Annotated in this window: 20 protein-coding genes; 17 read left to right on the top strand and 3 right to left on the bottom strand. The window is 64.8% G+C overall.

Annotated features, from left to right (window positions below):
• Positions 1–382 precede the first annotated feature (382 nt).
• The 13 genes from dnaE to fabZ all read left to right on the top strand — a co-directional run bounded on the left by dnaE (position 383) and on the right by fabZ (position 16,571).
• Positions 383–3,907 (top strand): DNA polymerase III subunit alpha, encoded by a 3,525-nt coding sequence (dnaE, locus tag AKN83_RS20045; protein WP_050402421.1) that lies wholly within the window; start codon positions 383–385, stop codon positions 3,905–3,907.
• A 129-nt stretch (positions 3,908–4,036) separates the two neighbouring features.
• Positions 4,037–4,549: a DUF2846 domain-containing protein gene (locus tag AKN83_RS20040; protein ID WP_244522031.1), complete on the top strand. Its 513-nt coding sequence runs from the start codon at positions 4,037–4,039 to the stop codon at positions 4,547–4,549.
• A 194-nt stretch (positions 4,550–4,743) separates the two neighbouring features.
• Positions 4,744–5,736 carry a 30S ribosomal protein S2 gene (locus tag AKN83_RS20035; protein WP_050402422.1) on the top strand — a complete coding sequence of 331 codons (993 nt, stop codon included), beginning with the start codon at positions 4,744–4,746 and terminating at the stop codon, positions 5,734–5,736.
• Positions 5,737–5,863: 127 nt separating this feature from the next.
• Positions 5,864–6,787 carry a translation elongation factor Ts gene (gene tsf / locus AKN83_RS20030; protein WP_050402423.1) on the top strand — a complete coding sequence of 308 codons (924 nt, stop codon included), beginning with the start codon at positions 5,864–5,866 and terminating at the stop codon, positions 6,785–6,787.
• Between the two features lie 70 nt (positions 6,788–6,857).
• Positions 6,858–7,574: a UMP kinase gene (gene pyrH / locus AKN83_RS20025; RefSeq protein WP_050402424.1), complete on the top strand. Its 717-nt coding sequence runs from the start codon at positions 6,858–6,860 to the stop codon at positions 7,572–7,574.
• Between the two features lie 73 nt (positions 7,575–7,647).
• Positions 7,648–8,211: a ribosome recycling factor gene (frr, locus tag AKN83_RS20020; RefSeq protein ID WP_050402425.1), complete on the top strand. Its 564-nt coding sequence runs from the start codon at positions 7,648–7,650 to the stop codon at positions 8,209–8,211.
• A 20-nt stretch (positions 8,212–8,231) separates the two neighbouring features.
• Entirely contained in the window at positions 8,232–8,990 is a 759-nt protein-coding gene (locus tag AKN83_RS20015; protein WP_050402426.1) for an isoprenyl transferase, read from the top strand.
• Positions 8,987–9,871 carry a phosphatidate cytidylyltransferase gene (locus AKN83_RS20010; protein ID WP_050402427.1) on the top strand — a complete coding sequence of 295 codons (885 nt, stop codon included), beginning with the start codon at positions 8,987–8,989 and terminating at the stop codon, positions 9,869–9,871. Before AKN83_RS20015 ends, AKN83_RS20010 begins: the two co-directional genes overlap by 4 nt.
• Positions 9,872–9,875: 4 nt before the next feature.
• Positions 9,876–11,102, top strand: coding sequence for a 1-deoxy-D-xylulose-5-phosphate reductoisomerase (gene dxr, locus AKN83_RS20005; RefSeq protein WP_050402428.1), 1,227 nt, complete (start codon positions 9,876–9,878; stop codon positions 11,100–11,102).
• A gap of 44 nt (positions 11,103–11,146) precedes the next feature.
• Positions 11,147–12,298 carry an RIP metalloprotease RseP gene (gene rseP / locus AKN83_RS20000; RefSeq protein ID WP_050402429.1) on the top strand — a complete coding sequence of 384 codons (1,152 nt, stop codon included), beginning with the start codon at positions 11,147–11,149 and terminating at the stop codon, positions 12,296–12,298.
• Between the two features lie 177 nt (positions 12,299–12,475).
• The gene (gene bamA, locus AKN83_RS19995) at positions 12,476–15,019 is read left to right on the top strand and encodes an outer membrane protein assembly factor BamA (protein WP_050402430.1); all 2,544 of its coding nucleotides are present in this window, start codon (positions 12,476–12,478) and stop codon (positions 15,017–15,019) included.
• Positions 15,020–15,051: 32 nt separating this feature from the next.
• Entirely contained in the window at positions 15,052–16,113 is a 1,062-nt protein-coding gene (lpxD, locus tag AKN83_RS19990) for a UDP-3-O-(3-hydroxymyristoyl)glucosamine N-acyltransferase (RefSeq protein ID WP_050402431.1), read from the top strand.
• Positions 16,113–16,571, top strand: a complete 459-nt coding sequence (gene fabZ / locus AKN83_RS19985) for a 3-hydroxyacyl-ACP dehydratase FabZ (protein ID WP_050402432.1) — start codon at positions 16,113–16,115, stop codon at positions 16,569–16,571. The genes lpxD and fabZ overlap by 1 nt, the downstream gene beginning before the upstream one ends.
• A 17-nt stretch (positions 16,572–16,588) precedes the next feature.
• Here fabZ and AKN83_RS19980 read toward each other — a convergent pair whose 3' ends face one another.
• On the bottom strand, positions 16,589–16,912 hold the full coding sequence (locus AKN83_RS19980; RefSeq protein ID WP_050402433.1) for a KTSC domain-containing protein: 324 nt from the start codon (positions 16,910–16,912) through the stop codon (positions 16,589–16,591).
• Positions 16,913–17,050: 138 nt separating this feature from the next.
• Between AKN83_RS19980 and lpxA the strand changes: the two genes are divergently transcribed.
• The 4 genes from lpxA (at position 17,051) to AKN83_RS19960 (ending at position 20,277) form a co-directional block, all read left to right on the top strand.
• Positions 17,051–17,845 (top strand): acyl-ACP--UDP-N-acetylglucosamine O-acyltransferase, encoded by a 795-nt coding sequence (lpxA, locus tag AKN83_RS19975; RefSeq protein ID WP_050402434.1) that lies wholly within the window; start codon positions 17,051–17,053, stop codon positions 17,843–17,845.
• A 19-nt stretch (positions 17,846–17,864) separates the two neighbouring features.
• Positions 17,865–18,722, top strand: coding sequence for an LpxI family protein (locus AKN83_RS19970; protein ID WP_050402501.1), 858 nt, complete (start codon positions 17,865–17,867; stop codon positions 18,720–18,722).
• Complete coding sequence (gene lpxB / locus AKN83_RS19965; protein WP_050402435.1) at positions 18,722–19,900, top strand: lipid-A-disaccharide synthase; 1,179 nt, start codon at positions 18,722–18,724, stop codon at positions 19,898–19,900. Before AKN83_RS19970 ends, lpxB begins: the two co-directional genes overlap by 1 nt.
• Before the next feature lie 170 nt (positions 19,901–20,070).
• On the top strand, positions 20,071–20,277 hold the full coding sequence (locus tag AKN83_RS19960; protein WP_206600796.1) for a hypothetical protein: 207 nt from the start codon (positions 20,071–20,073) through the stop codon (positions 20,275–20,277).
• 33 nt (positions 20,278–20,310) lie between these two features.
• On the opposite strand, the gene gltA is transcribed toward AKN83_RS19960, so the two are convergent.
• Both gltA and gltX read right to left on the bottom strand, forming a co-directional pair.
• Positions 20,311–21,612 carry a citrate synthase gene (gltA, locus tag AKN83_RS19955; protein WP_050402436.1) on the bottom strand — a complete coding sequence of 434 codons (1,302 nt, stop codon included), beginning with the start codon at positions 21,610–21,612 and terminating at the stop codon, positions 20,311–20,313.
• A gap of 160 nt (positions 21,613–21,772) precedes the next feature.
• Positions 21,773–23,194: a glutamate--tRNA ligase gene (gltX, locus tag AKN83_RS19950; RefSeq protein WP_050402437.1), complete on the bottom strand. Its 1,422-nt coding sequence runs from the start codon at positions 23,192–23,194 to the stop codon at positions 21,773–21,775.
• Positions 23,195–23,208 lie beyond the last annotated feature (14 nt).

Raw genomic sequence — 23,208 nt, 5'->3', positions numbered from 1 at the left:
TCACTTTCCCGATCGGTCCATCGCTGTAGCTTGACTCCGAGAACAAAAAAGGAACAATGTTCTGCATACGTTCCAGTTCAGGGAGAGCGGCCATGTTGAAGATTTTCGTGCAGGAAGCTGCAGCGCTGGCGTCGATCACGCTGTTCGTCGGGATGATCGCGGTTTGGGCCCAGCTGATCACCCAGTTCTGAAATGTGCCCGCGGAACAGGGGGCCCAGGTTGCATCTGGGGAAAAGCAGGACGACCTGCCGCCACGCCGCCTTCGACGTGGACTTGGCAGGACCCAGGCCCCACGATGGGGATGCGAGTCGGGTCTGATGCTTTCGAGTTCCGGCTTTGGTACTCGCGCCATCCCTGCCTCCAAGAGATCCCGTAAGCAGCCATGCCGAACGCCGGATTCGTTCATCTACACGTCCATTCCGCCTATTCGCTGCTGAAGGGCTCGATCAAGATCGCCAAGCTCGGCGAACTCGCCAAGGCCGACCGCCAGCCGGCGCTGGCGCTCACCGATACCGACAACATGTTCGGGGCGCTGGAATTCTCCGACAAGATGGCCGGCTACGGCATCCAGCCGATCGTCGGCTGCGAGTTGGCGGTGGATTTCGGCGACGTCGACCCCAATACGCGGAGCATCCTGGCGACGACGGGTCCGGCGCGAATCGTGCTGCTGGCGGCACGCGAGCGCGGGTACCAGAACCTGATGCGGCTGAACTCGCGGGCGTTCCTGGAGACGCCGGTGAACCAGACGCCGCACATCAAGCTCGACTGGCTCACCGACGCCGCCGAGGATCTGATCGCCCTGACCGGCGGGCCCGATGGGCCGATCGCGCTGGCGCTGCGTGCCGAGCAGGCGGCGCTGGCGGCGACCCGCTGCGAACGCCTGGCGAGCCTGTTCGGCGATCGTCTCTACGTCGAATTGCAGCGCCACGGCATCGACAAGGAGCGCCGCACCGAGGGCGGCCTGATCGACCTTGCCTACAGCAAGGGCCTGCCGCTGGTTGCGACCAACGAGCCGTATTTCGCCAGCAGTGACGACTACGAATCGCATGATGCGTTGCTGTGCATCGCCGGCGGCCATTTGATCGCCGAGACCAACCGCGAGCAACTGACCCCGGATCACCGCTTCAAGACCCGCGCGGAAATGGCGGTGCTGTTCGCCGACATTCCGGAGGCGCTGGCCTCGACGGTGGAGATCGCCGAGCGCTGCTCGTTCCGCCCGAAGACCCGCAAGCCGATCCTGCCGTTCTTCACGGTCGGTGCCGCCGCGAGCTCCGACGCCGCCGCCGACGAAGCCGCCGAGCTGAAACGCCAGGCGGAGGAGGGGCTCGCCAACCGCCTGCGGGTGCACGGTCTGTCGCCGGGCATGACGGAGGAGGACTACGCCAAGCGGCTTGCCTTCGAGCTCGACGTCATTACCCGCATGAAATACGCGGGCTACTTCCTGATCGTCTCGGACTTCATCAAATGGGCGAAGGCGCAGGGCATTCCGGTAGGACCGGGCCGCGGCTCCGGCGCCGGCTCGCTGGTCGCCTGGGTGCTGACGATCACCGACCTCGATCCGATGCGCTTCGCGCTGCTGTTCGAGCGCTTCCTCAATCCCGAACGCGTCTCGATGCCGGACTTCGACATCGACTTCTGCCAGGACCGCCGCGGCGAGGTGATCCAGTACGTGCAGGAGCGCTACGGCCGCGACCAGGTAGCGCAGATCATCACCTTCGGTACGCTGCAGGCGCGCGGAGTGCTGCGCGACGTCGGTCGCGTGCTGCAGATGCCGTACGGGCAGGTCGACAAGCTGACCAAGCTGGTGCCGCAGAATCCCGCCGCGCCGGTGACGCTGGCGCAGGCGATCGAGGGCGAGCCCAAGCTGCAGGCGTTCCGCGACGAGGATCCGGTGGTGGCGCGCGCCTTCGACATCGCGCAGCGCCTCGAAGGCCTGACGCGCCACGCCTCGACCCACGCCGCAGGCATCGTGATCGGCGACCGGCCGCTGAGCGAGCTGGTGCCGATGTATCGCGATCCGAAATCCGACATGCCGGTCACCCAGTTCAACATGAAATGGGTCGAGCCGGCGGGGCTCGTGAAGTTCGACTTCCTCGGCCTCAAGACGCTGACGGTGCTCGACGTCGCGGTCAAGCTGCTCAAGCAGCGCGACGTTCATGTCGACCTTGCGACGCTGCCGATCGACGATGCGGCGAGTTACCAGATGCTGGCGCGGGGCGACGTGGTCGGCGTGTTCCAGGTGGAAAGCCAGGGCATGCGGCGCGCACTGATCGACATGCGGCCGGACCGCTTCGAGGACATCATCGCGCTGGTGGCGCTGTATCGCCCGGGCCCGATGGCGAACATCCCGACCTATTGCGCGCGCAAGCACGGCGACGAGGAGCCGGAATATCTGCATCCGATCCTGGAGCCGATCCTCAAGGAGACCTTCGGCGTCATCATCTACCAGGAGCAGGTGATGCAGATCGCGCAGCAGATGGCGGGCTACTCGCTCGGCCAGGCCGACCTGCTGCGCCGCGCGATGGGCAAGAAGATCCGCGCCGAGATGGACAAGCAGCGCGACATCTTCGTCGCCGGCGCGATGAAGAACGGCGTGTCGAAGGGCCAGGCGGAGACGATCTTCGAGCTGCTCGCCAAGTTCGCCGACTACGGCTTCAACAAGAGCCACGCGGCGGCCTATGCGCTGGTGTCGTACCACACCGCCTACATGAAGGCGCACTACCCGGTCGAGTTCCTCGCGGCGTCGATGACGCTCGAACTCAACAACACCGACAAGCTCTCCGAATTCCGCTCCGAGGCGCAGCGGCTCGGCATCAAGGTCGAAGCGCCCAACATCAATCGCTCCGGCCCGACCTTCGAAGTCAGCGGCAACACGATCTACTACGCGCTCGCCGCGCTGAAGGGCGTCGGCATCCAGGCGGTCGAGCAGATCATCGAGGAGCGCAACAAGAAGGGCGCCTTCACCTCGCTGGCGGATTTCGCCGCGCGAGTGAGTCCGCGCGCCGTCAACAAGCGGATCATCGAAAGCCTCGCGGCGGCCGGCGCGTTCGACACGCTGGATCCGAACCGGGCCCGCGTCTTCGCCGGCGCCGATGCGATCCTCGCCGCTTGCCAGCGCAGCCACGAGGCGGCGACCTCGGGCCAGAACGACATGTTCGGCAGCGCGCCGGATGCGCCCAGCATCACGCTGCCGCAGGTCGAGCCATGGCTGCCCGCGGACCGGCTGCGGCGCGAATATGACGCGATCGGCTTCTTCCTGTCGGGCCATCCGCTCGACGACTACGCGACCGCGCTGAAGCGGCTGCGCGTGCAATCCTGGGCGGAATTCTCGCGCGCGGTGAAGACCGGCGCGACGGCAGGCAAGGTCGCGGCAACCGTGGTGTCGCGGATGGAACGGCGCACCAAGACCGGCAACAAGATGGGCATCATGGGCCTGTCGGATCCGACCGGCCATTTCGAGGCGGTGCTGTTTTCCGAAGGCCTCGCGCAGTACCGGGACGTGCTGGAGCCGGGGGCTGCCGTGCTGTTGCAACTCGGCGCCGAACTGCAGGGCGAGGACGTGCGGGCGCGGGTGCTGCACGCCGAGCCGCTGGATCACGCCGCGGCCAAGACGCAAAAGGGCCTGCGGATTTTCGTGCGCGACACCAAGCCGCTGGATTCGATCGCGCGCCGGCTCAACATGCCGGACGCCACGCCCGCCCCGGGTGCTCCCGCAAAGGCGCCAGTGGTAAAGCCGGCCGCCGCGCCGCCACCCGCGGCCGGCGCGGATGGTGACGTCTCGCTGGTGATGATGCTGGACCTCGAGACCGAGGTCGAGATGAAGCTGCCCGGCCGCTACAAGGTCTCGCCGCAGATCGCCGGCGCGATCAAGGCGGTCGCGGGAGTGGTCGACGTCCAGACGCTGTAGACTCGACCACGCCCCGTGCCCTTGATCGGTTGTTTCACCGCTGGCAGCCATTGCGACGTTGCAACCCAACCGTGTATCAGCTTAGTGGGGTACCGGGCTGGTTTGAGGGGCGCAATGTTCTGGCGGGGAATGGTGCTGTTGGTCGCGGCCGTGCTGTTGTGCGGTTGTGAAACGACGCAGAGGAATGGGCTCGACTATGCGGCAATGACGCAGAAGGTAGGCCCGCCAAAGGCGGGACACGGGCGCGTCGTGATGCTCCGGGAGAAGGACTTCGCCAACATCGCCGACAGGGCCTTTGAGTTCCAGCTTGACGGCGTGCCTGTCCAGGGCCTCAAAACCGGGACCTACGTCTATGTCGATCGTCCGGCCGGCCAGCATCAGCTGACGGCGAACGAGGCCGGCTTTCCAGGCGTGACGGAACGGGCCTTCGCGATCCAGGCGGGCCAGACCCAATTCTACCTGGTTCGGATGAGCGAGCGAAAGAGCGCCATCCTGGCTTCGTCGGCGAATACGGGATTGTTGGGCTTGGCCCTAAGCACCGCCATCACCTCCGGCTACAAGAATCCCGGGCCGCTCGATTTCTTGCCCTTGGAGGATTCCGCGGCCCGGACCACGATCGCGGAGCTGCGGCTGGCCGAATAGGGGCCGTTTCGGCGCGATTTAGACCCATCTGGCCGGCCCAACCGGCCGTATTTTCTTGCTTCTGGCGCAAATCGCGCTATATAGCGCGCCATCTCACACGGAAACATGGCTCTCAAAGGCCGTCCGGTGGCAACCGGGCCATTCAGGCGCGTTGCTCACACGTTTCCGGAGGAACCAACCGGAGAATTAGATCTATGTCGCTGCCCGAATTCAACATGCGTCAGCTTTTGGAAGCTGGCGTTCACTTTGGCCACCAGGCCCACCGCTGGAACCCGAAGATGCAGGATTACATCTTCGGCGCCCGCAACAACATCCACATCATCGACCTCGCGCAGACCGTGCCGATGCTGCATCGCGCCCTGCAGGCGGTCAGCGATACCGTCGCCAAGGGCGGCCGCATCCTGTTCGTCGGCACCAAGCGCTCGGCCCAGGACGGCGTTGCCGATGCGGCCAAGCGTTCGGCGCAGTACTTCGTCAATTCGCGCTGGCTCGGCGGCACGCTGACCAACTGGAAGACGATCTCGGCCTCGATCAAGCGCCTGCGTCATCTCGACGACGTGCTGTCGTCGGGCGAAGCCAACTCCTACACCAAGAAGGAGCGGCTGACGCTGCAGCGCGAGCGCGACAAGCTCGACCGGTCGCTCGGCGGCATCAAGGACATGGGCGGTCTTCCCGACATGATCTTCGTGATCGACACCAACAAGGAAGACATCGCGATCCAGGAAGCCCAGCGGCTCAACATCCCGGTCGCTGCGATCGTCGACACCAATTCGGACCCCAAGGGCATCACCTATGTGGTGCCGGGCAATGACGACGCTGGCCGCGCGATCTCGCTGTACTGCGACCTCGTGGCGCGCGCCGCCATTGACGGCATCTCGCGCGCGCAGGGCGATTCCGGAATCGATATCGGTGCGTCGGCTGCGCCCGTGCAGGAGGAGCTCCCGGCGGCTGCGCCGTCCGGCTTCCAGGGCCTCGCTGGTCCGCGCGGCACCGCCGACAACCTCAAGAAGCTCACCGGCGTGTCCGGTGCGATCGAGAAGAAGCTCAACGATCTCGGCATCTTCCACTACTGGCAGCTCGCCGAGCTCGACCACGACACCGCGCACAAGATCGGCGAAGAAGTCGGTCTGCCGAGCCGTGCGGACGCCTGGGTCGCCCAGGCCAAGACGCTCGCCGAAGCGGAATAAAAGTTACGCGGCGTGGCCGGGTCTCGCCCGGCCGCCGCTTCTATTCCACGAACAACGATTTCCCTGTTGCAGACGGCGGCGCCATCGGGCGCCGCGGTTTCTGTACAGGCAAGAAGGACATTGAACGATGGCAACGATCACAGCAGCGATGGTCAAGGAGCTCCGCGAGTCGACCGGCGCGGGCATGATGGATTGCAAGGCGGCGCTGACCGAGAACAACGGCGACATGCAGGAGGCGCAGGATTGGCTGCGCAAGAAGGGTCTCTCCAAGGCCGCCAAGAAGGCCGGCCGCGTGGCGGCCGAGGGCCTGATCGGCGCGCTGACTTCCGGCACCAAGGGTGTGCTGGTCGAGGTCAACTCCGAGACCGACTTCGTCGCGCGCAACGAGCAGTTCCAGGGTCTGGTCAAGATGATCGCCCAGGTCGCGCTCAAGCACGGCGCCGATGTCGAGACCATCAAGGCGTCCAAGGTCGGCGACGCTACCGTCGAGACTGCGATCTCCGACGCGATCGCGACCATTGGCGAGAACATGACGCTGCGCCGCGCCGCCTCGCTCGAGGTGAGCAAGGGTGTGGTGTCGAGCTACGTCCATAACGCCGTCGTCGAAGGCGCCGGCAAGATCGGCGTCATCGTGGCGCTGGAGTCTGCCGGCAAGACCGACGAGCTCGCCGTGCTCGGCCGTCAGCTCGCCATGCACGTCGCGGCGGCAAAGCCGCTGGCGCTCGATCCGGCCGGGCTCGATCCGGAGACGGTCAAGCGCGAGAAGGACGTGCTGGCCGACAAGTACCGCCAGCAGGGCAAGCCGGAGAACGTCATCGAGAAGATCGTCGATTCCGGCCTGAAGACCTACTACAAGGAAGTCTGCCTGCTCGATCAGGCCTTCATCCACGATAGCGGCAAGTCGGTTGCCCAGGCGGTGAAGGAAGCTGAGGGTAAGGTCGGCGGGCCGATCAAAGTCGCTGGCTTTGTGAACTATGCTCTCGGTGAGGGAATCGAGAAGCAGGAAAGCGACTTCGCCGCCGAAGTCGCGGCCGCCAGCGGCAAGAAGTAACCGCTGACACCAAGGCGTCCGGTGCACGCGCCGGAGGCCTGCCTGCGCGGGATGAGAAAGCGATCGCATCATGGCTGAGCCGATCTATCGTCGCGTGGTGATCAAGCTGTCCGGCGAATATCTGGCCGGCTCCCACGGGTTCGGTATCGACCAACCGACCGTCGACCGCGTCGCCGACGACCTGATCGCGGCTCGCAAGCTCGGCGTCGAGGTCGCGGTCGTGATCGGCGGCGGCAACATCGTTCGCGGCGTCGAGGTATCCTCGCGCGGCGTGTCCCGGCCGACCGGCGACACCATGGGCATGCTGGCCACCATGATGAACTGCCTTGCGCTCGAGGCAGCGATCGAGCGCAAGGGGACGGCGGCACGGACCTTGTCGGCGTTCGTGATGCCGGAGATCTCCGAGCTGTTCACGCGTAGTGCAGCGCACAAATATCTCGCCGAGGGACGCGTCGTCCTGCTCGGCGGTGGAACCGGCAACCCGTTCTTCACCACCGATACCACCGCCGTGCTGCGCGCGGCCGAGATCGGCGCAGAGGCGGTGCTGAAAGCCACCAATGTCGACGGCGTCTACAGCGCCGATCCGAAGAAGGACCCCAAAGCCAAGCGCTTTGACCGCCTGACCCATTCGCAGGCGATCGAGGGCGGCTACAAGGTCATGGACGCGACCGCTTTCGCACTTGCCCGCGAGACGTCGCTGCCTATCATCGTGTTCTCAATCGCGGAGCCCGGTTCGATCGGTGCGATTCTGCGTGGATCCGGACACGGCACGGTCGTCGCCGGCTGATTGCCGCGCCTCCGGGTCCAGACTTTGGACCCGAGGGCGTCGACAGCCGGTTTCTAGTGAAGGGAGAAGCGTCATGGCCGCAGCTGGTTTTGACATCAACGACGTGAAGCGCCGCATGCAGGGCGCCACACAAGCGCTCAAGCACGAGCTCGGCGGTCTGCGTACCGGCCGTGCTGCGGCCTCCATGCTGGAGCCGGTCCAGGTCGAGGCTTACGGCTCGCATATGCCGCTCAACCAGGTTGCGACCATCAGCGTGCCCGAGCCGCGCCTGCTCTCGGTGCAGGTCTGGGACAAGACGATGGTGAAGGCCGTGGAGAAGGCGATCGTCGACTCCAACCTCGGCCTTTCGCCGGCAACCGAGGGGCAGGTGCTGCGCTTGCGGATTCCCGAACTCAACGAGGAGCGTCGCAAGGAGCTGGTCAAGGTCGCGCACAAATACGCGGAAGCGGCCAAGGTCGCGGTACGCCACGTGCGCCGCGACGGCCTCGACGTGATCAAGAAGCTCGAGAAGAATCACGAGATTTCCGAGGACGATCAGGAGCGCCTGTCGAACGAGGTGCAGAAGGCGACCGACGGCGTGATCGCCGAAGTCGATCAGCTGCTTGCCGCCAAGGAAAAGGAAATCCTGACGGTCTGAAGGCCTACGGGAACGAGCCGATGTCGAATGCCGCCGCTGCAGCAACTGACGGACCGGATCGCTCCGGCACTCCGTTGCACGTGGCTGTTATCATGGACGGCAACGGGCGCTGGGCCGCCTCGCGCGGCCTGCCGCGCGTCGAGGGCCATCGCCGCGGTGTCGAGGCGCTGCGCCGCGTGGTGCGTGCGGCCCATGAACTCGGCATCGTCTATCTCACGATCTTTTCGTTCAGCTCGGAAAACTGGTCGCGGCCGGCCAGCGAGATCGGCGATCTGTTCGGCCTGCTGCGCCGCTTCATCCGCAACGATCTGGCGACGCTGCACCGTGACGGCGTGCGGGTGCGCGTGATCGGCGAGCGCGCCGGGCTCGACCCCGATATCTGCGCGCTGCTGAACGAGGCCGAGGAGCTGACGCGGAATAACGTCAAGCTCAACCTTGTGGTCGCCTTCAATTACGGCTCTCGGGCGGAGATCGCTGCCGCCGCGCGGCGCCTTGCGCGCGAGGTCGCCGAGGGCAAGCGCGACGCCAATTCCATTGATGCCGATACGCTCGGGCAATATCTCGATGCGCCCGACATTCCGGATCCGGATTTGATCATCCGCACCAGCGGCGAGCAGCGGCTGTCGAACTTCCTGATGTGGCAGGCCGCCTATAGCGAGCTCGTGTTCGTGCCGATCCACTGGCCGGATTTCGACAAGGCGGCGCTCGAAGACGCGATCGCGGAATACGGCAAGCGTGAGCGCCGGTTCGGCGGCCTCGCCGCGAAAACCGGCTCGTGAGCGAGCGCGAAGCCGCATCGGCGGCAGCAAGCGAGCAGCCGCCGGCTTCAAGCGAGCAGGGATCGCGCAACCTCGCGATGCGCGTTGCGGCCGCGCTGGTGCTGGCGCCGATCGCGATCGCACTGGCCTTTATTGGGGGCATCGCCTGGTCAGCATTGGTGACGCTGGCGGCGGTCGGATTGTTCGTGGAATGGCTCATGGTCACCGGGCTCGGGCGCCAATCTAGCGTCGCCGGGCTTGGTGTGACCGCATTGCTGATCTCCGGATATTACCTGATGTCCGGCCATCTCGATGCGGCCCTGCGTGTCCTTGTCGTCGGCGTGTTTGTCGTGGCGTTGGCCGCGGGTCTGCAGCGCAACTGGGCTTCTGCGGGATGGGCGATTGCGGGATTGCTCTATGCTGCGGCCGCCGAGATCGCATCGGTGCTGCTGCGTCTCGATACGGCGAAGGGCTTTGCCGCGCTGATGTTCGTGTTGCTGATCGTGTGGGTCACCGATATCGGCGGCTATTTCGCGGGCCGCAGCATCGGCGGGCCGAAGCTTTGGGTGCGGGTCAGCCCGAAGAAGACATGGGCCGGCGCGGCCGGCGGTTTCGTCGCGAGCTTGTTGGTTGCTGCCTGCTTTGCCGCCTTCGAGATCGGCATGACGGGCCCGCTGCTGATGCTCGGAGCCGTGTTGTCGGTGGTCTCGCAACTCGGCGATCTCTTCGAATCCGCTGTGAAGCGGCGGTTCGGGGTGAAGGATTCGAGCCACATCATTCCCGGCCATGGCGGCCTCTTGGATCGCCTGGACGGATTTGTCGCGGCCGTCATTGTGGCGGCGATTTTCGGCTTTCTCCGTGGTGGCGCCGATGGCGTCGGACGCGGTCTTATGGTTTGGTGATGAGATGAGCGCAGTTCCGTTGCGTAACAACAAGGCCGTGGCGGCATCGGCCGTACGGACCGTGACCGTCCTCGGTGCCACCGGCTCGATCGGCGACAGCACGATGGATCTGTTGCGTGGTGCGCGCGACCGCTACCGGGTCGAGGCGCTGACCGCGAACAGCAATGTCGAGGGCCTCGCCAAGCTCGCCAAGGAGTTCGGCGCGCGGTTCGCCGCCATCGCCGATCCGGCGAAGCTTTCCGAACTGAAGGACGCGCTGGCTGGAACCCGGATCGAATGCGGGGCCGGGGAGAGCGCCATCATCGAGGCCGCCGCGCGGCCGGCGGACTGGGTGATGGCGGCGGTCAGCGGCGCGGCCGGATTGAAGCCGGCACTTGCCGCTGTCGACCGCGGCGCGACCGTCGCACTCGCCAACAAGGAATGCCTGGTCTGTGCCGGTGACATCTTCATGGAACGGGCCAAGAAGGCCGGCGCCTGCATCCTGCCGGCCGATTCCGAACATAATGCGCTGTTCCAGGCGCTGGCATCAGGCAATCGCGAGGAGCTGACGCGGGTGATCATCACTGCGTCCGGCGGGCCGTTCCGCACCTGGGCTCCCGCCGACATCGAGCAGGCGACGCTGGAACAGGCGCTGAAGCATCCCAACTGGAGCATGGGGCAGAAGATCACGATCGATTCCGCCTCGATGATGAACAAGGGCCTCGAGGTGATCGAGGCATCCTACCTGTTCGCCCTGGCGCCCGACGAGATCGACGTGCTGGTGCATCCGCAGTCGATCATCCATGGCATGGTCGAGTTCTCCGACCGCTCGGTGGTCGCCCAGCTCGGCACGCCCGACATGCGGATTCCGATCGCGCACTGCCTCGGCTGGCCCGACCGCGTCGTCGGCCCGTCAGCCAAGCTCGATCTCGCAAAAATCGGACAGCTCACCTTCGAGGCGCCGGACTTCCAGCGCTTCCCGGGACTGCGGCTCGCCTATGAGGCGCTGCGGCGCGGCCACGGCGCGACGACGGTCTACAACGCAGCGAACGAGATCGCGGTCGCCGCGTTTATTGCCGGCAAGATTAAGTTCGGCGCGATCGCCCGGCTGGTCGAGGCGACGATGAACGATTGGATCAGGTCGGGGAATCAGCCACCACTGCGCTCGGCGGATGATGCGATTTCCGTTGACCATATCGCGCGAAATAAAGCCGCCGCCCTATTGCCTCAAATTGCCTTAAAGGCAACCTAGAGGGTTGGGGACGGAGCTTGATCGCTCTTGTCGAGGGGAGTTCTATGCCCGAGTATTTTCTTCATAGTGTCAATGCGTTGAGCCATGGGCTCCTCGGCTATATCGTTCCCTTTCTCTTCGTCCTGACCATCGTCGTTTTCTTTCACGAGCTCGGCCATTTCCTGGTCGCGCGCTGGGCCGGCGTGAAGGTGCTGACGTTCTCGCTGGGATTTGGGCCGGAGCTTGCCGGCTTCAACGACCGGCTCGGCACACGCTGGAAGATCTCGGCGATTCCACTCGGCGGTTATGTCAAGTTCTTCGGCGACGACAGCGAGGCGTCGACGCCGTCGACGGAGACGCTCGCCGCCATGACGGCGGAGGAGCGCGAAGGCAGCTTCCATCACAAGTCGGTCGGCAAGCGCACCGCCATCGTCGCGGCCGGTCCGGTAGCGAACTTCATTCTCGGCGCCCTGATCTTCGCCGGGATGGCGCTCTATTACGGCAAGCCCAGCACCATCGCCCGGGTCGACGGCCTGGTTGCCGAGAGCGCCGCTGCGAGCGCGGGCTTTAAGGTCGGTGATGTCGTGGTTGATATCGACGGCAGCGCGATCCAGAGCTTCGCCGACATGCAGCGGATCGTAGCTTCGAATGCTGGTTCAGAGCTTGGTTTCCAAGTGAAACGAGACGGCGCGATCGTCGCGCTGAAGGCGACGCCGGCGCTGAAGGAGGTCAAGGACCCCTTCGGCAATGCCCACCGAATCGGCGTGCTCGGAATCGAGCACAAGGCTCAGGTCGGCGAAGCATCCAGCGCCCCGGTCGGCGTCTTTGAAGCCATGAAGATCGGTGTCGAGCAGGTTTGGTATATTATTTCGAGCACGTTCAAGTTCCTGGGCTCGCTGTTCGTCGGAACCGGCAATCCGGCCGAGGTGAGCGGGGTGATCGGAATCGCGAAGCTGTCGGGCCAGGCCGCGAGCGCCGGGTTCCAGTTCGTCGTCAACCTCTGCGCCATCCTTTCGGTCTCGATCGGGCTGTTGAATTTGTTCCCGATCCCGCTTCTGGATGGTGGACACCTGCTGTTCTACGGCGCGGAGGCGCTTCGTGGACGCCCGCTTTCAGAGCGGACGCAGGAGGTGGGTTTCCGAATCGGGCTTGGTTTGGTTCTGATGCTGATGGTGTTTGCGACGTATAACGACATCCTCAGAATCGCAGGGTCCTGAAACGGGGCTTTTCTGTGGCGTTGCCAATGGGCAACGTCTTGGAACGAAAATGGAAATGTTCAGCTCTAGCAAGTTTGCCCCCTCGGCAAAGTTGGCTACAAGCTGAGCGGCAGGTTGGGAATCTGTCGGGTCGTTGGGGAACGGTCCGGCATTGCTAAAGATAAGGGCGCGTTGCGCATGATGTTTGGAATGCGAGTGAGGGGGGGGCTGTTCGCCGCCTTGGTCATGTTCGCCGCGCCGGTGGCGGCCACTTTGGCGGCCGTTGCTGTCTCTGCGCCTGCGCAAGCGCAGACCGTCGATTCGATCACGGTGGAGGGGAATCGCCGCGTCGAGCTTGAAACCATCCGCTCCTATTTCCATCCCGGACCGGGCGGTCGGCTGGGCCAGGCCCAGATCGATGACGGTCTGAAGGCGCTGATCGAGACGGGCCTGTTCCAGGACGTGCATATCGATCAGCGGGGCGGGCGCCTCGTCGTGGTCGTGGTCGAGAACCCGGTGATTGGCCGCGTTGCCTTCGAAGGCAACAAGAAGGTCAAGGACGAGCAGCTCACTGCCGAAGTCCAGTCCAAGCCTCGCGGCACCTTCTCGCGTCCGATGGTGCAGTCGGATGCCCTGCGCATCGCCGAGATCTACCGCCGTTCGGGCCGCTACGACGTGCGGGTGAATCCGCAGATCATCGAGCAGCCGAACAACCGCGTCGACCTGATCTTCGAGATCAATGAAGGCGTGAAGACCGGTGTCCGGTCGATCGAGTTCATCGGCAACAATGCCTATTCGGCGTCCCGCCTGCGCGACGTCATCAAGACTCGCGAATCGAACCTGCTGAGCTTCCTCGGCGGCAACGACGTCTACGATCCCGACCGGGTCGAGGCCGACCGTGACCTGCTGCGCCGCTTCTACCTCAAGAACGGCTATGCCGACGTTCAGGTCGTGGCCGCGCTGACCGAATACGATCCCGACAAGAAGGGCTTCCTGGTTACCTTCAAGATCGAGGAGGGCCAGCAGTACCGCGTTGCGTCCGTCAACTTCACCTCGTCGATCAACACGCTCGATCCGAACGCGCTGCGCTCCTATTCGCGCGTCAATGTCGGCTCGCTCTACAACGCCGAGGCGCTGGAGAAGTCGGTCGAGGAAATGCAGATCGAGGCGTCCCGCCGCGGCTACGCGTTCGCGGTGGTCCGGCCGCGCGGTGATCGCAATTTCGACAATCACACGGTGTCGATCACCTTCGCGATCGATGAAGGTCCGCGCACCTATATCGAGCGCATCAACATCCGCGGCAACAGCCGCACGCGGGATTACGTGATCCGCCGCGAATTCGATATCTCGGAAGGCGATGCCTACAACCGTGCGCTGGTCGACCGTGCCGAGCGCCGGTTGAAGAACCTCGATTTCTTCAAGACCGTGAAGATCACCACCGAGCCCGGATCCTCCAGCGATCGCGTCATCCTGATCGTCGATCTCGAAGAGAAGTCGACCGGCGACTTCTCGGTGTCGGGCGGCTATTCGACCACCGACGGCGCGTTGGCTGAAGTCAGCGTCTCCGAGCGCAACCTGCTCGGCCGCGGCCTGTTCGCGAAGGCGTCGGTGACTTACGGCCAGTATGCCCGCGGCTACTCGCTGTCGTTCGTCGAGCCGTATCTGCTCGACTACCGCGTGGCGCTCGGCCTCGATTTGTACCAGCGCCAGCAGCTGTCCAACAGCTACATCGCCTACGGCACCAAGACGCTCGGCTTCAGCCCGCGTCTCGGCTTCAGCCTGCGGGAAGATCTGTCGCTGCAGTTGCGCTACTCGATCTATCAGCAGGAAATCACCCTGCCGTCGACGCTCAACAACTGTAACAACAATCCCTTCCTGGCTGACGGTGTAACGCCCAATCCCGCGTTCAATCCGAGCCCGGCTTATGCGAACCTGAACGGCATCAGCCTGGTGTCGACCAATGGTCTCGGCTGCTACAGCGACGGCGAAGCCTCGCTGCCGGTCCGCAAGGAGTTGGCGGGCGGCAAGACCCTGACCTCGGCGCTGGGCTACACGCTCAACTACAACACGCTCGACAACAACAAGAACCCGACCGACGGTCTGATCATCGACTTCAAGCAGGACTTCGCCGGCGTCGGCGGCGACGTCAGCTACATCAAGAGCGCGATCGACGCGAAGTACTACACCCCGCTGGTTTCGGACATCGTCGGCGTGATCCACGCCCAGGGCGGCATCCTGAACAAGCTCGGCAGCCAGGATCTGCGCATGCTGGATCACTTCCAGATGGGCCCGAACCTGGTCCGCGGCTTCGCGCCGAACGGCATCGGTCCGCGTGACATCAACCCGTACGGCACCATGGACGCCATCGGTGGCACCAAGTACTGGGGCGTGTCGGCGGAACTGCAGATGCCGTTCTGGTTCCTGCCGAAGGAAGTCGGGCTCAAGGGCGCGGTCTATGCCGACGCCGGCGGCTTGTACGACTACCAGGGACCGACGTCGTGGGCGGCGACAGGCGAAGTCAACCAGCCCGGCTGTATCAGGCCGACGAACAACCCGCCGTCTCCGGGTACCTGCCTGGGTCTGAGCTATGACGACAGCAAGGTTGTCCGTACCTCGGTCGGTGTTGGTCTGATCTGGCAGTCGCCGTTTGGTCCGCTGCGCTTCGACTACGCCGTGCCGCTGACCAAGGGTGCGTATGACCGCGTGCAAGAATTCCGGTTCGGTGGCGGTACGACTTTCTAAGTCCGCTGCTCGACCGGACTGCGACGGATGGAATGGCGCAGCCGATCTTCTTCAAGAGTCCTCCTTCGTCATCGCTGGCTGAAATCGCCGCGCTGACGAAGGCGCAACTGGTCGACCCCGAGAGGGGGGCGCTTCAGATCAGGGGGCTGGCCTCGCTCGACGAGGCCGGCCCGATGCATCTCGCCTTTTTCGACAATCTCAAATACGCCGACCAGCTGGCCGCGACCAAGGCCGGCGCCTGCCTGGTCAGCCCGCGTTTCGAGGCGGAGGTGCCGAAGGGCACCGCCGTGCTGCGCGCTGCAAAGCCGTTCCAGGTGTTCGTCGAGCTCGCCCGCGAGTGGCACGCCGATGCACTGCGGCCGCAATCATGGTTCGGGACCGAGGGTATCGCCCCGTCGGCGATCATCGATCCCACCGCGCGCCTCGAGGACGGCGTCATCGTCGATCCGCTGGTCGTGATCGGCCCGCGGGTCGAGATCGGCGCCGGCACCATCATTGGCGCCGGCGCGGTGATCGGCGCCGACGTCAAGATCGGTCGCGACTGCAATGTCGGTGCCAAGACCACCATTCAGTTCGCGTTGATCGGCAACAACGTGCTGATCCACCCTGGCTGCAATATCGGCCAGGACGGCTACGGCTTCATCTTCTTCGGGCCAAAGGGCCATGTGAAAGTGCCGCAGACCGGCCGCGTGGTGATCCAGAACAATGTCGAGGTCGGCGCCGCTTCGACCATCGACCGCGGTTCCCTGCGCGACACCGTGATCGGCGAGGGCACCAAAATCGACAACCAGGTCCAGATCGGCCACAATGTGATCATCGGCCGGCACTGCCTGCTTGCGGCCCAGATCGGGCTCGCCGGCAGTCTGACGATCGGCGACAACGTCGCGCTCGGCGCCAAGGTGGGCATCAATAACCACCTCAAGATCGGCGACGGCGCCCAGGTGACGGCGATGAGCGCGGTCAAGGACGACATTCCGGCCAATGGTCGCTGGGGCGGGCATTTCGCCAAACCGACCAAGCAGTGGTTCAGGGAAATTATCGCGGTGGAGCGCCTGGTGCGCGACAACGAAGCCAAAGGCAAGGAACAGGAGTGATGGAGGAGGCACCGGTCAAATTCGAGCTCGTGGATATCAACGATATCCTGAAGACGCTCCCGCATCGCTTTCCGATGTTGCTGATCGACCGCGTGATCAAGATCCGCACCGACTACAGCGGCATCGGCATCAAGAACGTCACCTTCAACGAGCCGCCGTTTCAGGGACACTTCCCGGATCGTCCGGTGTACCCCGGCGTGATGATGATCGAAGCGATGGCGCAGACCGCCGGCGTGATCGGCATCAAGTCGGTCGAGGGCACCCAGAAGCCGCGCGCCGTGTATTTTCTCACCATCGACAAGTGCAAGTTCAGGAAGCCGGTGATGCCCGGCGACACCATCGAGTATCACATGCGCTCGCTCGGTCGCCGCAAGACGATGTGGTGGTTTCACGGTGACGCCAAGGTCAACGGTCAGGTGGTCGCCGAGGCCGATGTCGGCGCGATGCTGACGGACTAAGCTTCCGGTCGCCGTCGTCACGACGTCCTGCAAGCATACCGGCCGTTCGCGCCGGCGATTCGCAGGACGCGGTTGAGGAAGACGCCCATCGACGGCGCGATCATCAGCGCGTCGTAGGTTTCAGCAGGCACGCCGCAATAGTGCTGATAGTTGCCCCTGACCGCGACCAGCAGTGTCCGCTCGCCGGCGCTGTAGCAGACCCGCTGGACGATCGTGCTGCGATTGATGTCGCGGCAGTCGAAGCGCGAGAGATCGATGGTCGTGCTGTTGCCGAGGTCGGCGGTCTCCGGGCCGATCGGCGCAGAGAACAGGCTGAGGATCAGCGCGGCGGCCCGGACCATGGCTCGGTTGCGACCTTCTCGTTTGCAACAGGCGGTCATGATACGTCACTGGACAGGGCGGTCAAAGTCGCGCTAACGACCGCCCAAATCGACAGCATAGCGCTTTGGCGCCATTAACGAATTCCGGATCGAAACTTCATGAGCATGATCGACCCCACTGCGCGGATTGCGGATGGCGCTGTGATCGGGGCCGGCACCGAGATCGGTCCGTACTGCATCATCGGCCCGAACGTCGTGCTCGGCGAGAACTGCAAGCTGATCGCGCATGTTACCGTCAGCGGGCATACGAAAATCGGCGCCGGCTGCGTCATCTCGCCGTTTGCCGCACTCGGCGGGCCGCCGCAGGATCTCAGCTATCGCGGAGAGCCGACCCGTCTCGAAGTCGGCGAAGCCTGTACGATCCGCGAAGGCGTGACGATGAATGTCGGCACGATCAAGGGCGGCGGGCTCACCCGCGTCGGCGATCGCGGTTTCTTCATGAACAACAGCCATGTCGGCCATGACTGCGTGGTCGGCAACGGCGTGATTTTCGCGACATCGGCGACGCTCGGCGGCCACTGCGAGATCGGCGACTCCGTCTATATCGGCGGCCTGTCGGCCGTGCACCAGTTCACCCGCGTCGGCTCGCAAGTGATGATCGGTGGCGTCTGCGGCGTGCGCGGCGACATCATCCCTTTCGGACTGGCCAACGGTCAATACGCAGTGCTCGAAGGGCTCAACATCATCGGCATGCGGCGGCGCCAGTTCACCAAGGCGCGGCTGGCGACGGTGCGGGCGTTCTATCAAAAATTGTTCCACGGCCCCGGCATCTTTGCCGAGCGGCTGGCTTCGGTGCAGTCGCTGGCGGGTGAGGATCCTGCGATCGCGGAAATCCTCGCCTTCATCGATGGCGGCAAGCTGCGGCCGCTCTGTCTTCCCGCCGATAGCAACTGAGCATGGGATGGCCGCCAGCATGACGTCAGCGGCTTCCTCGCTTTCCTCGCCGGTCGGCGTGATCGCCGGCGGCGGCGCCATGCCGTTCGCGGTCGCCGATCAGCTCACCGCGCGCGGCATCACGCCGGTGCTGTTTGCGCTGCGCGGTGCCTGCGATCCAGCGCGCGCGCAGCGGTTTCGTCATCGCTGGATCTCGGTCGGCCAGCTCGGCCGCGCCACCCGGCTGTTCCGCGACGAAGGCTGCCGCGACCTGATCTTCATTGGCACCCTGGTGCGTCCTGCGTTGTCGGAGATCCGGCTCGACTGGGGCACGCTGCGTTTGCTCGGCCATGTCGTGCGCGCGTTTCGTGGTGGCGACGATCATCTGCTCTCGAGCGTCGGCCACATCCTCGAGCAGCAGGGATTTCGCATGGTCGGTATCAAGGACGTCGCGCCCGACCTCCTGATGCCTGAGGGCACCGTGACGCGTGCGACGCCGGACAGCGCCGCGCTCGCCGACATCGCGCGCGGACGCGGCGTGCTCGATGCGCTTGGACCATTCGACATTGGCCAAGCGGCGGTGGTGATCGACGGTCATGTGGTTGCGGTCGAAGACATCGAAGGCACCGATGGGCTGCTCGCGCGGGTGGCGCGGCTGCGCGCCGAGGGCCGCATCCGCGCCAAGGCCGGCCGCGGCGTGCTGGTGAAGGCGCCGAAGAGCAAGCAGGATCTGCGCTTCGATCTGCCGACCGTCGGTCCACGCACGGTCGAGGGCGCGGCTGCGGCGGGCATCGCCGGGATCGCCGTGATCGCCGGCAACACGCTCGCCGCCGAGCCGCAGGCCCTGATCGAGGCCGCCGATGCCAAGGGGCTGTTTGTCATCGGACTGGCCGGCTGATGCAGGCGCCTAGTCCCAGCACCGATCGCAAGGTCTTCCTCATCGCGACCGAGGAATCCGGCGACCGTCTCGGCGCCGCGCTGATGAAGGTGCTGCGCCAGCGCCTCGGCGATAGCGTGCAGTTTTCCGGTGTCGGTGGCCGACAGATGACGGGCGAGGGCATCGCTCCGCTATTTCCGATCGAAGAACTCTCGATCGTTGGCCTTTCCGCCGTCGTGAAGCAATTGCCGAAAATCCTGCGATTGATCAGCCGCACCGCCGACGCAGTGCTCGCCGAGGCGCCGGATATGCTGGTCATCATCGACAGCCCGGACTTCACCCATCGCGTCGCCCGCCGGGTCCGCGCGCGCAATCCCGACATCCCGATCGTCGACTACGTGTCGCCGTCGGTCTGGGCCTGGCGGCCGGGCCGGGCGCAGGCGATGCGCGGTTATGTCGATCACGTGCTTGCGCTGCTGCCGTTCGAACCGGAAGAGTATCGCAAGCTGCAGGGACCGCCCTGCAGTTATGTCGGTCATCCCCTGACCGAGCAGCTCGCTTCGCTGCGACCGAACGAGGAGGAGCAGAAGCGGCGCGACGCGCAGCCGCCGGTTCTGCTGGTCCTGCCCGGAAGCCGGCGCAGCGAGATCAGGCATCATCTGGCGCTGTTCGGTGCTGCGCTCGGCAAGCTCAACCAGCAAATCCCGTTCGAGCTCGTGCTTCCCACCATGCCGCATCTCGAGGCGATGGTGCGCGAAGGCGTCGCCTCGTGGCCGGTGGCGCCGCGGCTCGCGATCGGCGAGATCGAGAAGCGCGCCGCATTTCGCGTCGCCCGTGCGGCGCTCGCGAAGTCAGGCACGGTGACGCTGGAGCTCGCGCTATCAGGGATTCCGATGGTGACGGCCTATCGCGTCGGCGCGGCCGAGGCGTTCATCCTGCGCCGTGCGATCCGGGTGTCGTCGGTGATCCTCGCCAATCTCGTGATCGGCAGCGATATCATCCCTGAGTTCCTGCAGGAGAACTGCACGCCGGACAGGCTCGCGCGCGCACTGGGCGATGTACTCGCGGATTCACCCGACCGCCTCCGGCAGCTCGTGGCGTTCGCGACGATGGATGGGAAGATGTCGACCGGCGACCAGCCACCGAGCGTCCGCGCCGCTGACATTGTGCTTGCGGAAATGAGCCGGCGTTCAGCCTAGTCATTCGCTCCCTGGCGTTTGGCGGCGGGGTCAGTTGGGTGACCGTGACGCTGGCAGCCGACGCCTCCAGCGGAACTCGCCTCGAACTTGAGCACCTATAGATCGTCGAAGGTGACTTCTGGGATCGCTACGGGCCTGGCGCGGTCGGCGTCGGCAGGGACCTCGCTTTGATGGGTCTCGCTCTGTACTTCGCCACGCCGCCGGGACAGCCATTCGATGCCGCCGGCGGCACCCGCCGCATCTATGCCGTGGAGCCGCGGCGGCTGCGCGAGGTCGACGACTGGCTCGACCGGTTCAGGGCGTTCTGGTTGCCGCGCCTCGACGCGCTCGCAACCGAAGTCGCTCGGGGCAAACGAAAACGGCGCCATCGGGAATGATGGCGCCGTCTCGATTTCGCTTAGGGACGAAGCTTACGTGCGCTTGTCGATCGCCACATAGTCGCGGCGCGCGACTCCGGTGTAGAGCTGGCGCGGACGGCCGATCTTCTGCTGCGGATCCTCGATCATCTCGCTCCACTGGCTGATCCAGCCGACGGTGCGAGCGACCGCGAACAGCACGGTGAACATCGAGACCGGAAAGCCCATCGCCTTCAGCGTGATGCCCGAATAGAAGTCGACGTTCGGGTAGAGTTTGCGATCGATGAAATAGGGATCGCTGAGCGCGATCTTCTCGAGCTCCATCGCGACCTTGAGCATCGGATCGTCGCCGTGGCCGGTCTCCTTCAGCACCGCGTGACACATCTTCTGCATGATCTTGGCGCGCGGGTCGTAGTTCTTGTAGACCCGGTGGCCGAAGCCCATCAGGCGCACTTCGCTGTTTTTGTCCTTCACCTTGGCGATGAAGTCCGGAATGTTTTCGACCTTGCCGATGCCGTAGAGCATGTTGAGCGCGGCCTCGTTGGCGCCACCATGCGCCGGGCCCCACAGGCAGGCGATGCCGGCAGCGATGCAGGCGAACGGGTTGGCACCCGAGGAGCCGGCGATGCGGACCGTCGAGGTCGAGGCGTTCTGCTCGTGGTCGGCGTGCAGGATGAAGATCTTGTCGAGTGCGTCGGCGAGCACCGGATTGATCTTGTACTCCTCGCAGGGGACCGCGAAGCACATGTTGAGGAAGTTCTCGGCGAACGAGAGCGAGTTCTTCGGATAGATGAAGGGCTGGCCGATCGTGTACTTGTAGGCCATCGCCGCCAGCGTCGGGACCTTGGCGATCATCCGCATCGAAGCGATCATGCGCTGGCGCGGATCGTTGATGTCGGTCGAGTCGTGGTAGAACGCGGCGAGCGCGCCGACGGCGGCGACCATGATGGCCATCGGATGGGCGTCGCGGCGGAAGCCCTGGAAGAAGCGCGCCATCTGCTCGTGCACCATCGTGTGGTGGATCACGCGATGGTCGAAATCCTTCTTCTGCGCCGGGGTCGGAAGTTCCCCGTAGAGCAGTAGGTAGCAGGTCTCGAGGAAGTCGCCGTGCTCGGCGAGCTGCTCGATCGGGTAGCCGCGGTATTCCAGAACACCGGCGTCGCCGTCGATATAGGTGATCTTCGACTGGCAGCTGCCGGTCGAGGTGAAGCCGGGGTCGTAGGTGAACACCCCGGCCTGGCCGTAGAGCTTGCCGATGTCGATGACATCAGGCCCAACCGTGCCGCTCAGGATCGGGAAATCGTAGTTCTTGTTGCCAATGGTGAGTGTGGCTGTCTTGCTGGATTTTGCGTCCATCGTGAGATCCCCGATGAAATCGTTGCGAAAACCGACCTTGCCCAGTCGCTAATTTGCGGCCCATGGCGGGGCGGAACGGCTTATTGAGAAGGCGTCCGGGGATGGGTAGCTCATTGCAATGTGCGCTGCAAGATGGACCCTGGAGGGGGTCCATGCAGGATCACACCGCCTGATCGGCGAGGCGGGCGAGACACTCCTGGCGTCCTAGCACGGCCAGCACGTCGAATATGCCCGGCGACGTTGTCCGTCCGGTCAGTGCCACCCGCAGCGGCTGGGCAACGGCGCCGAGTTTCAGATTGTTCTGCTCGGCGAAATTCCGCATGGCGGTCTCGGTGGTTTCCGCCGTCCAGTCGTTGACGGCTTCCAGCGCGGTGCGCAGCCGGCCGATCAACGCGCGCGTTTCCGGCGTAAGGAGCGCGGCCGCCTTCGGATCGAGCTCGAGCGGCCGATCGGCAAAAATGAAGTAGGCGCCGGCGATCAGCTCGATCAGCGTCTTGGCGCGCTCCTTCAGGCTCGGCATCGCCCGCAGCAATTGCGCGCGGGTGGTGTCGTTGAGCTTGGCCTTCAGCGCAGCGCCTTCAGGAACATAATCCAGCACGCTCTCGAACCGGGTCACGAGGGATTGATCGTCGCTCTGCCGGATGTAGTGGCCGTTGAGGTTCTCCAGCTTGGCGAAATCGAACCGCGCCGCCGAGCGGCCGATGCCGGAGAGATCGAACGCATCGATCATCTCCTGGGTCGAGAAGATCTCCTGGTCGCCATGGCTCCAGCCGAGCCGGACGAGATAGTTGCGCAAGGCGGCCGGCAGATAGCCGAGCGCACGATAGGCATCGACGCCGAGCGCGCCGTGGCGCTTCGACAGTTTCGAGCCGTCGGGCCCATGGATCAGCGGGATGTGGGACATGCTCGGCAACTCCCACTCCAGCGCGTCGTAGATCTGCTTCTGGCGCGCCGCGTTGATCAAATGGTCGTCGCCGCGGATGATGTGGGTGACGCCCATATCGTGATCGTCGACCACGACCGCGAGCATGTAGGTCGGGGTGCCGTCGCCGCGGAGCAGGACGAGGTCGTCGAGGTTCTCGTTCTGCCAGACCACGCGGCCCTGGACCTGATCCTCGATCACGGTCTCGCCGGTCTGCGGCGCCTTGAGGCGGATGGTCGGCTTGACGTCGGAAGGCGCGGTGGCCGGATCGCGGTCGCGCCACATGCCGTCATAGAGCCGGGTGCGGCCCTCGGCGCGCGCCTTCTCGCGCATCGCGGCCAGCTCCTCCGGCGTGGCGTAGCAGTAGTAGGCGCGGCCAGCGGCGAGCAGGCCCTCGGCGACCTCGCGATGGCGGGCGGCGCGGCTGAACTGGTAGATGACGTCGCCGTCCCAATCGAGCTCGAGCCATTTCAGGCCGTCCAGGATGGCGTCGATCGCCGCCTTGGTCGAGCGTTCGCGGTCGGTGTCCTCGATCCGGAGCAGCATCTTGCCGCCGAGCTTCCTAGCATAGAGCCAGTTGAACAGCGCGGTGCGGGCGCCTCCGATATGGAGGAAGCCGGTCGGTGAGGGGGCGAAGCGGGTAACGACGGAATTGGTCATGATCGAGCGAGACG

The sequence above is a fragment of the Bradyrhizobium embrapense genome (genome assembly GCF_001189235.2).
Taxonomy (GTDB): Bacteria; Pseudomonadota; Alphaproteobacteria; order Rhizobiales; family Xanthobacteraceae; genus Bradyrhizobium; species Bradyrhizobium embrapense.
This window is presented reverse-complemented; position numbering and strand designations above follow the sequence as displayed.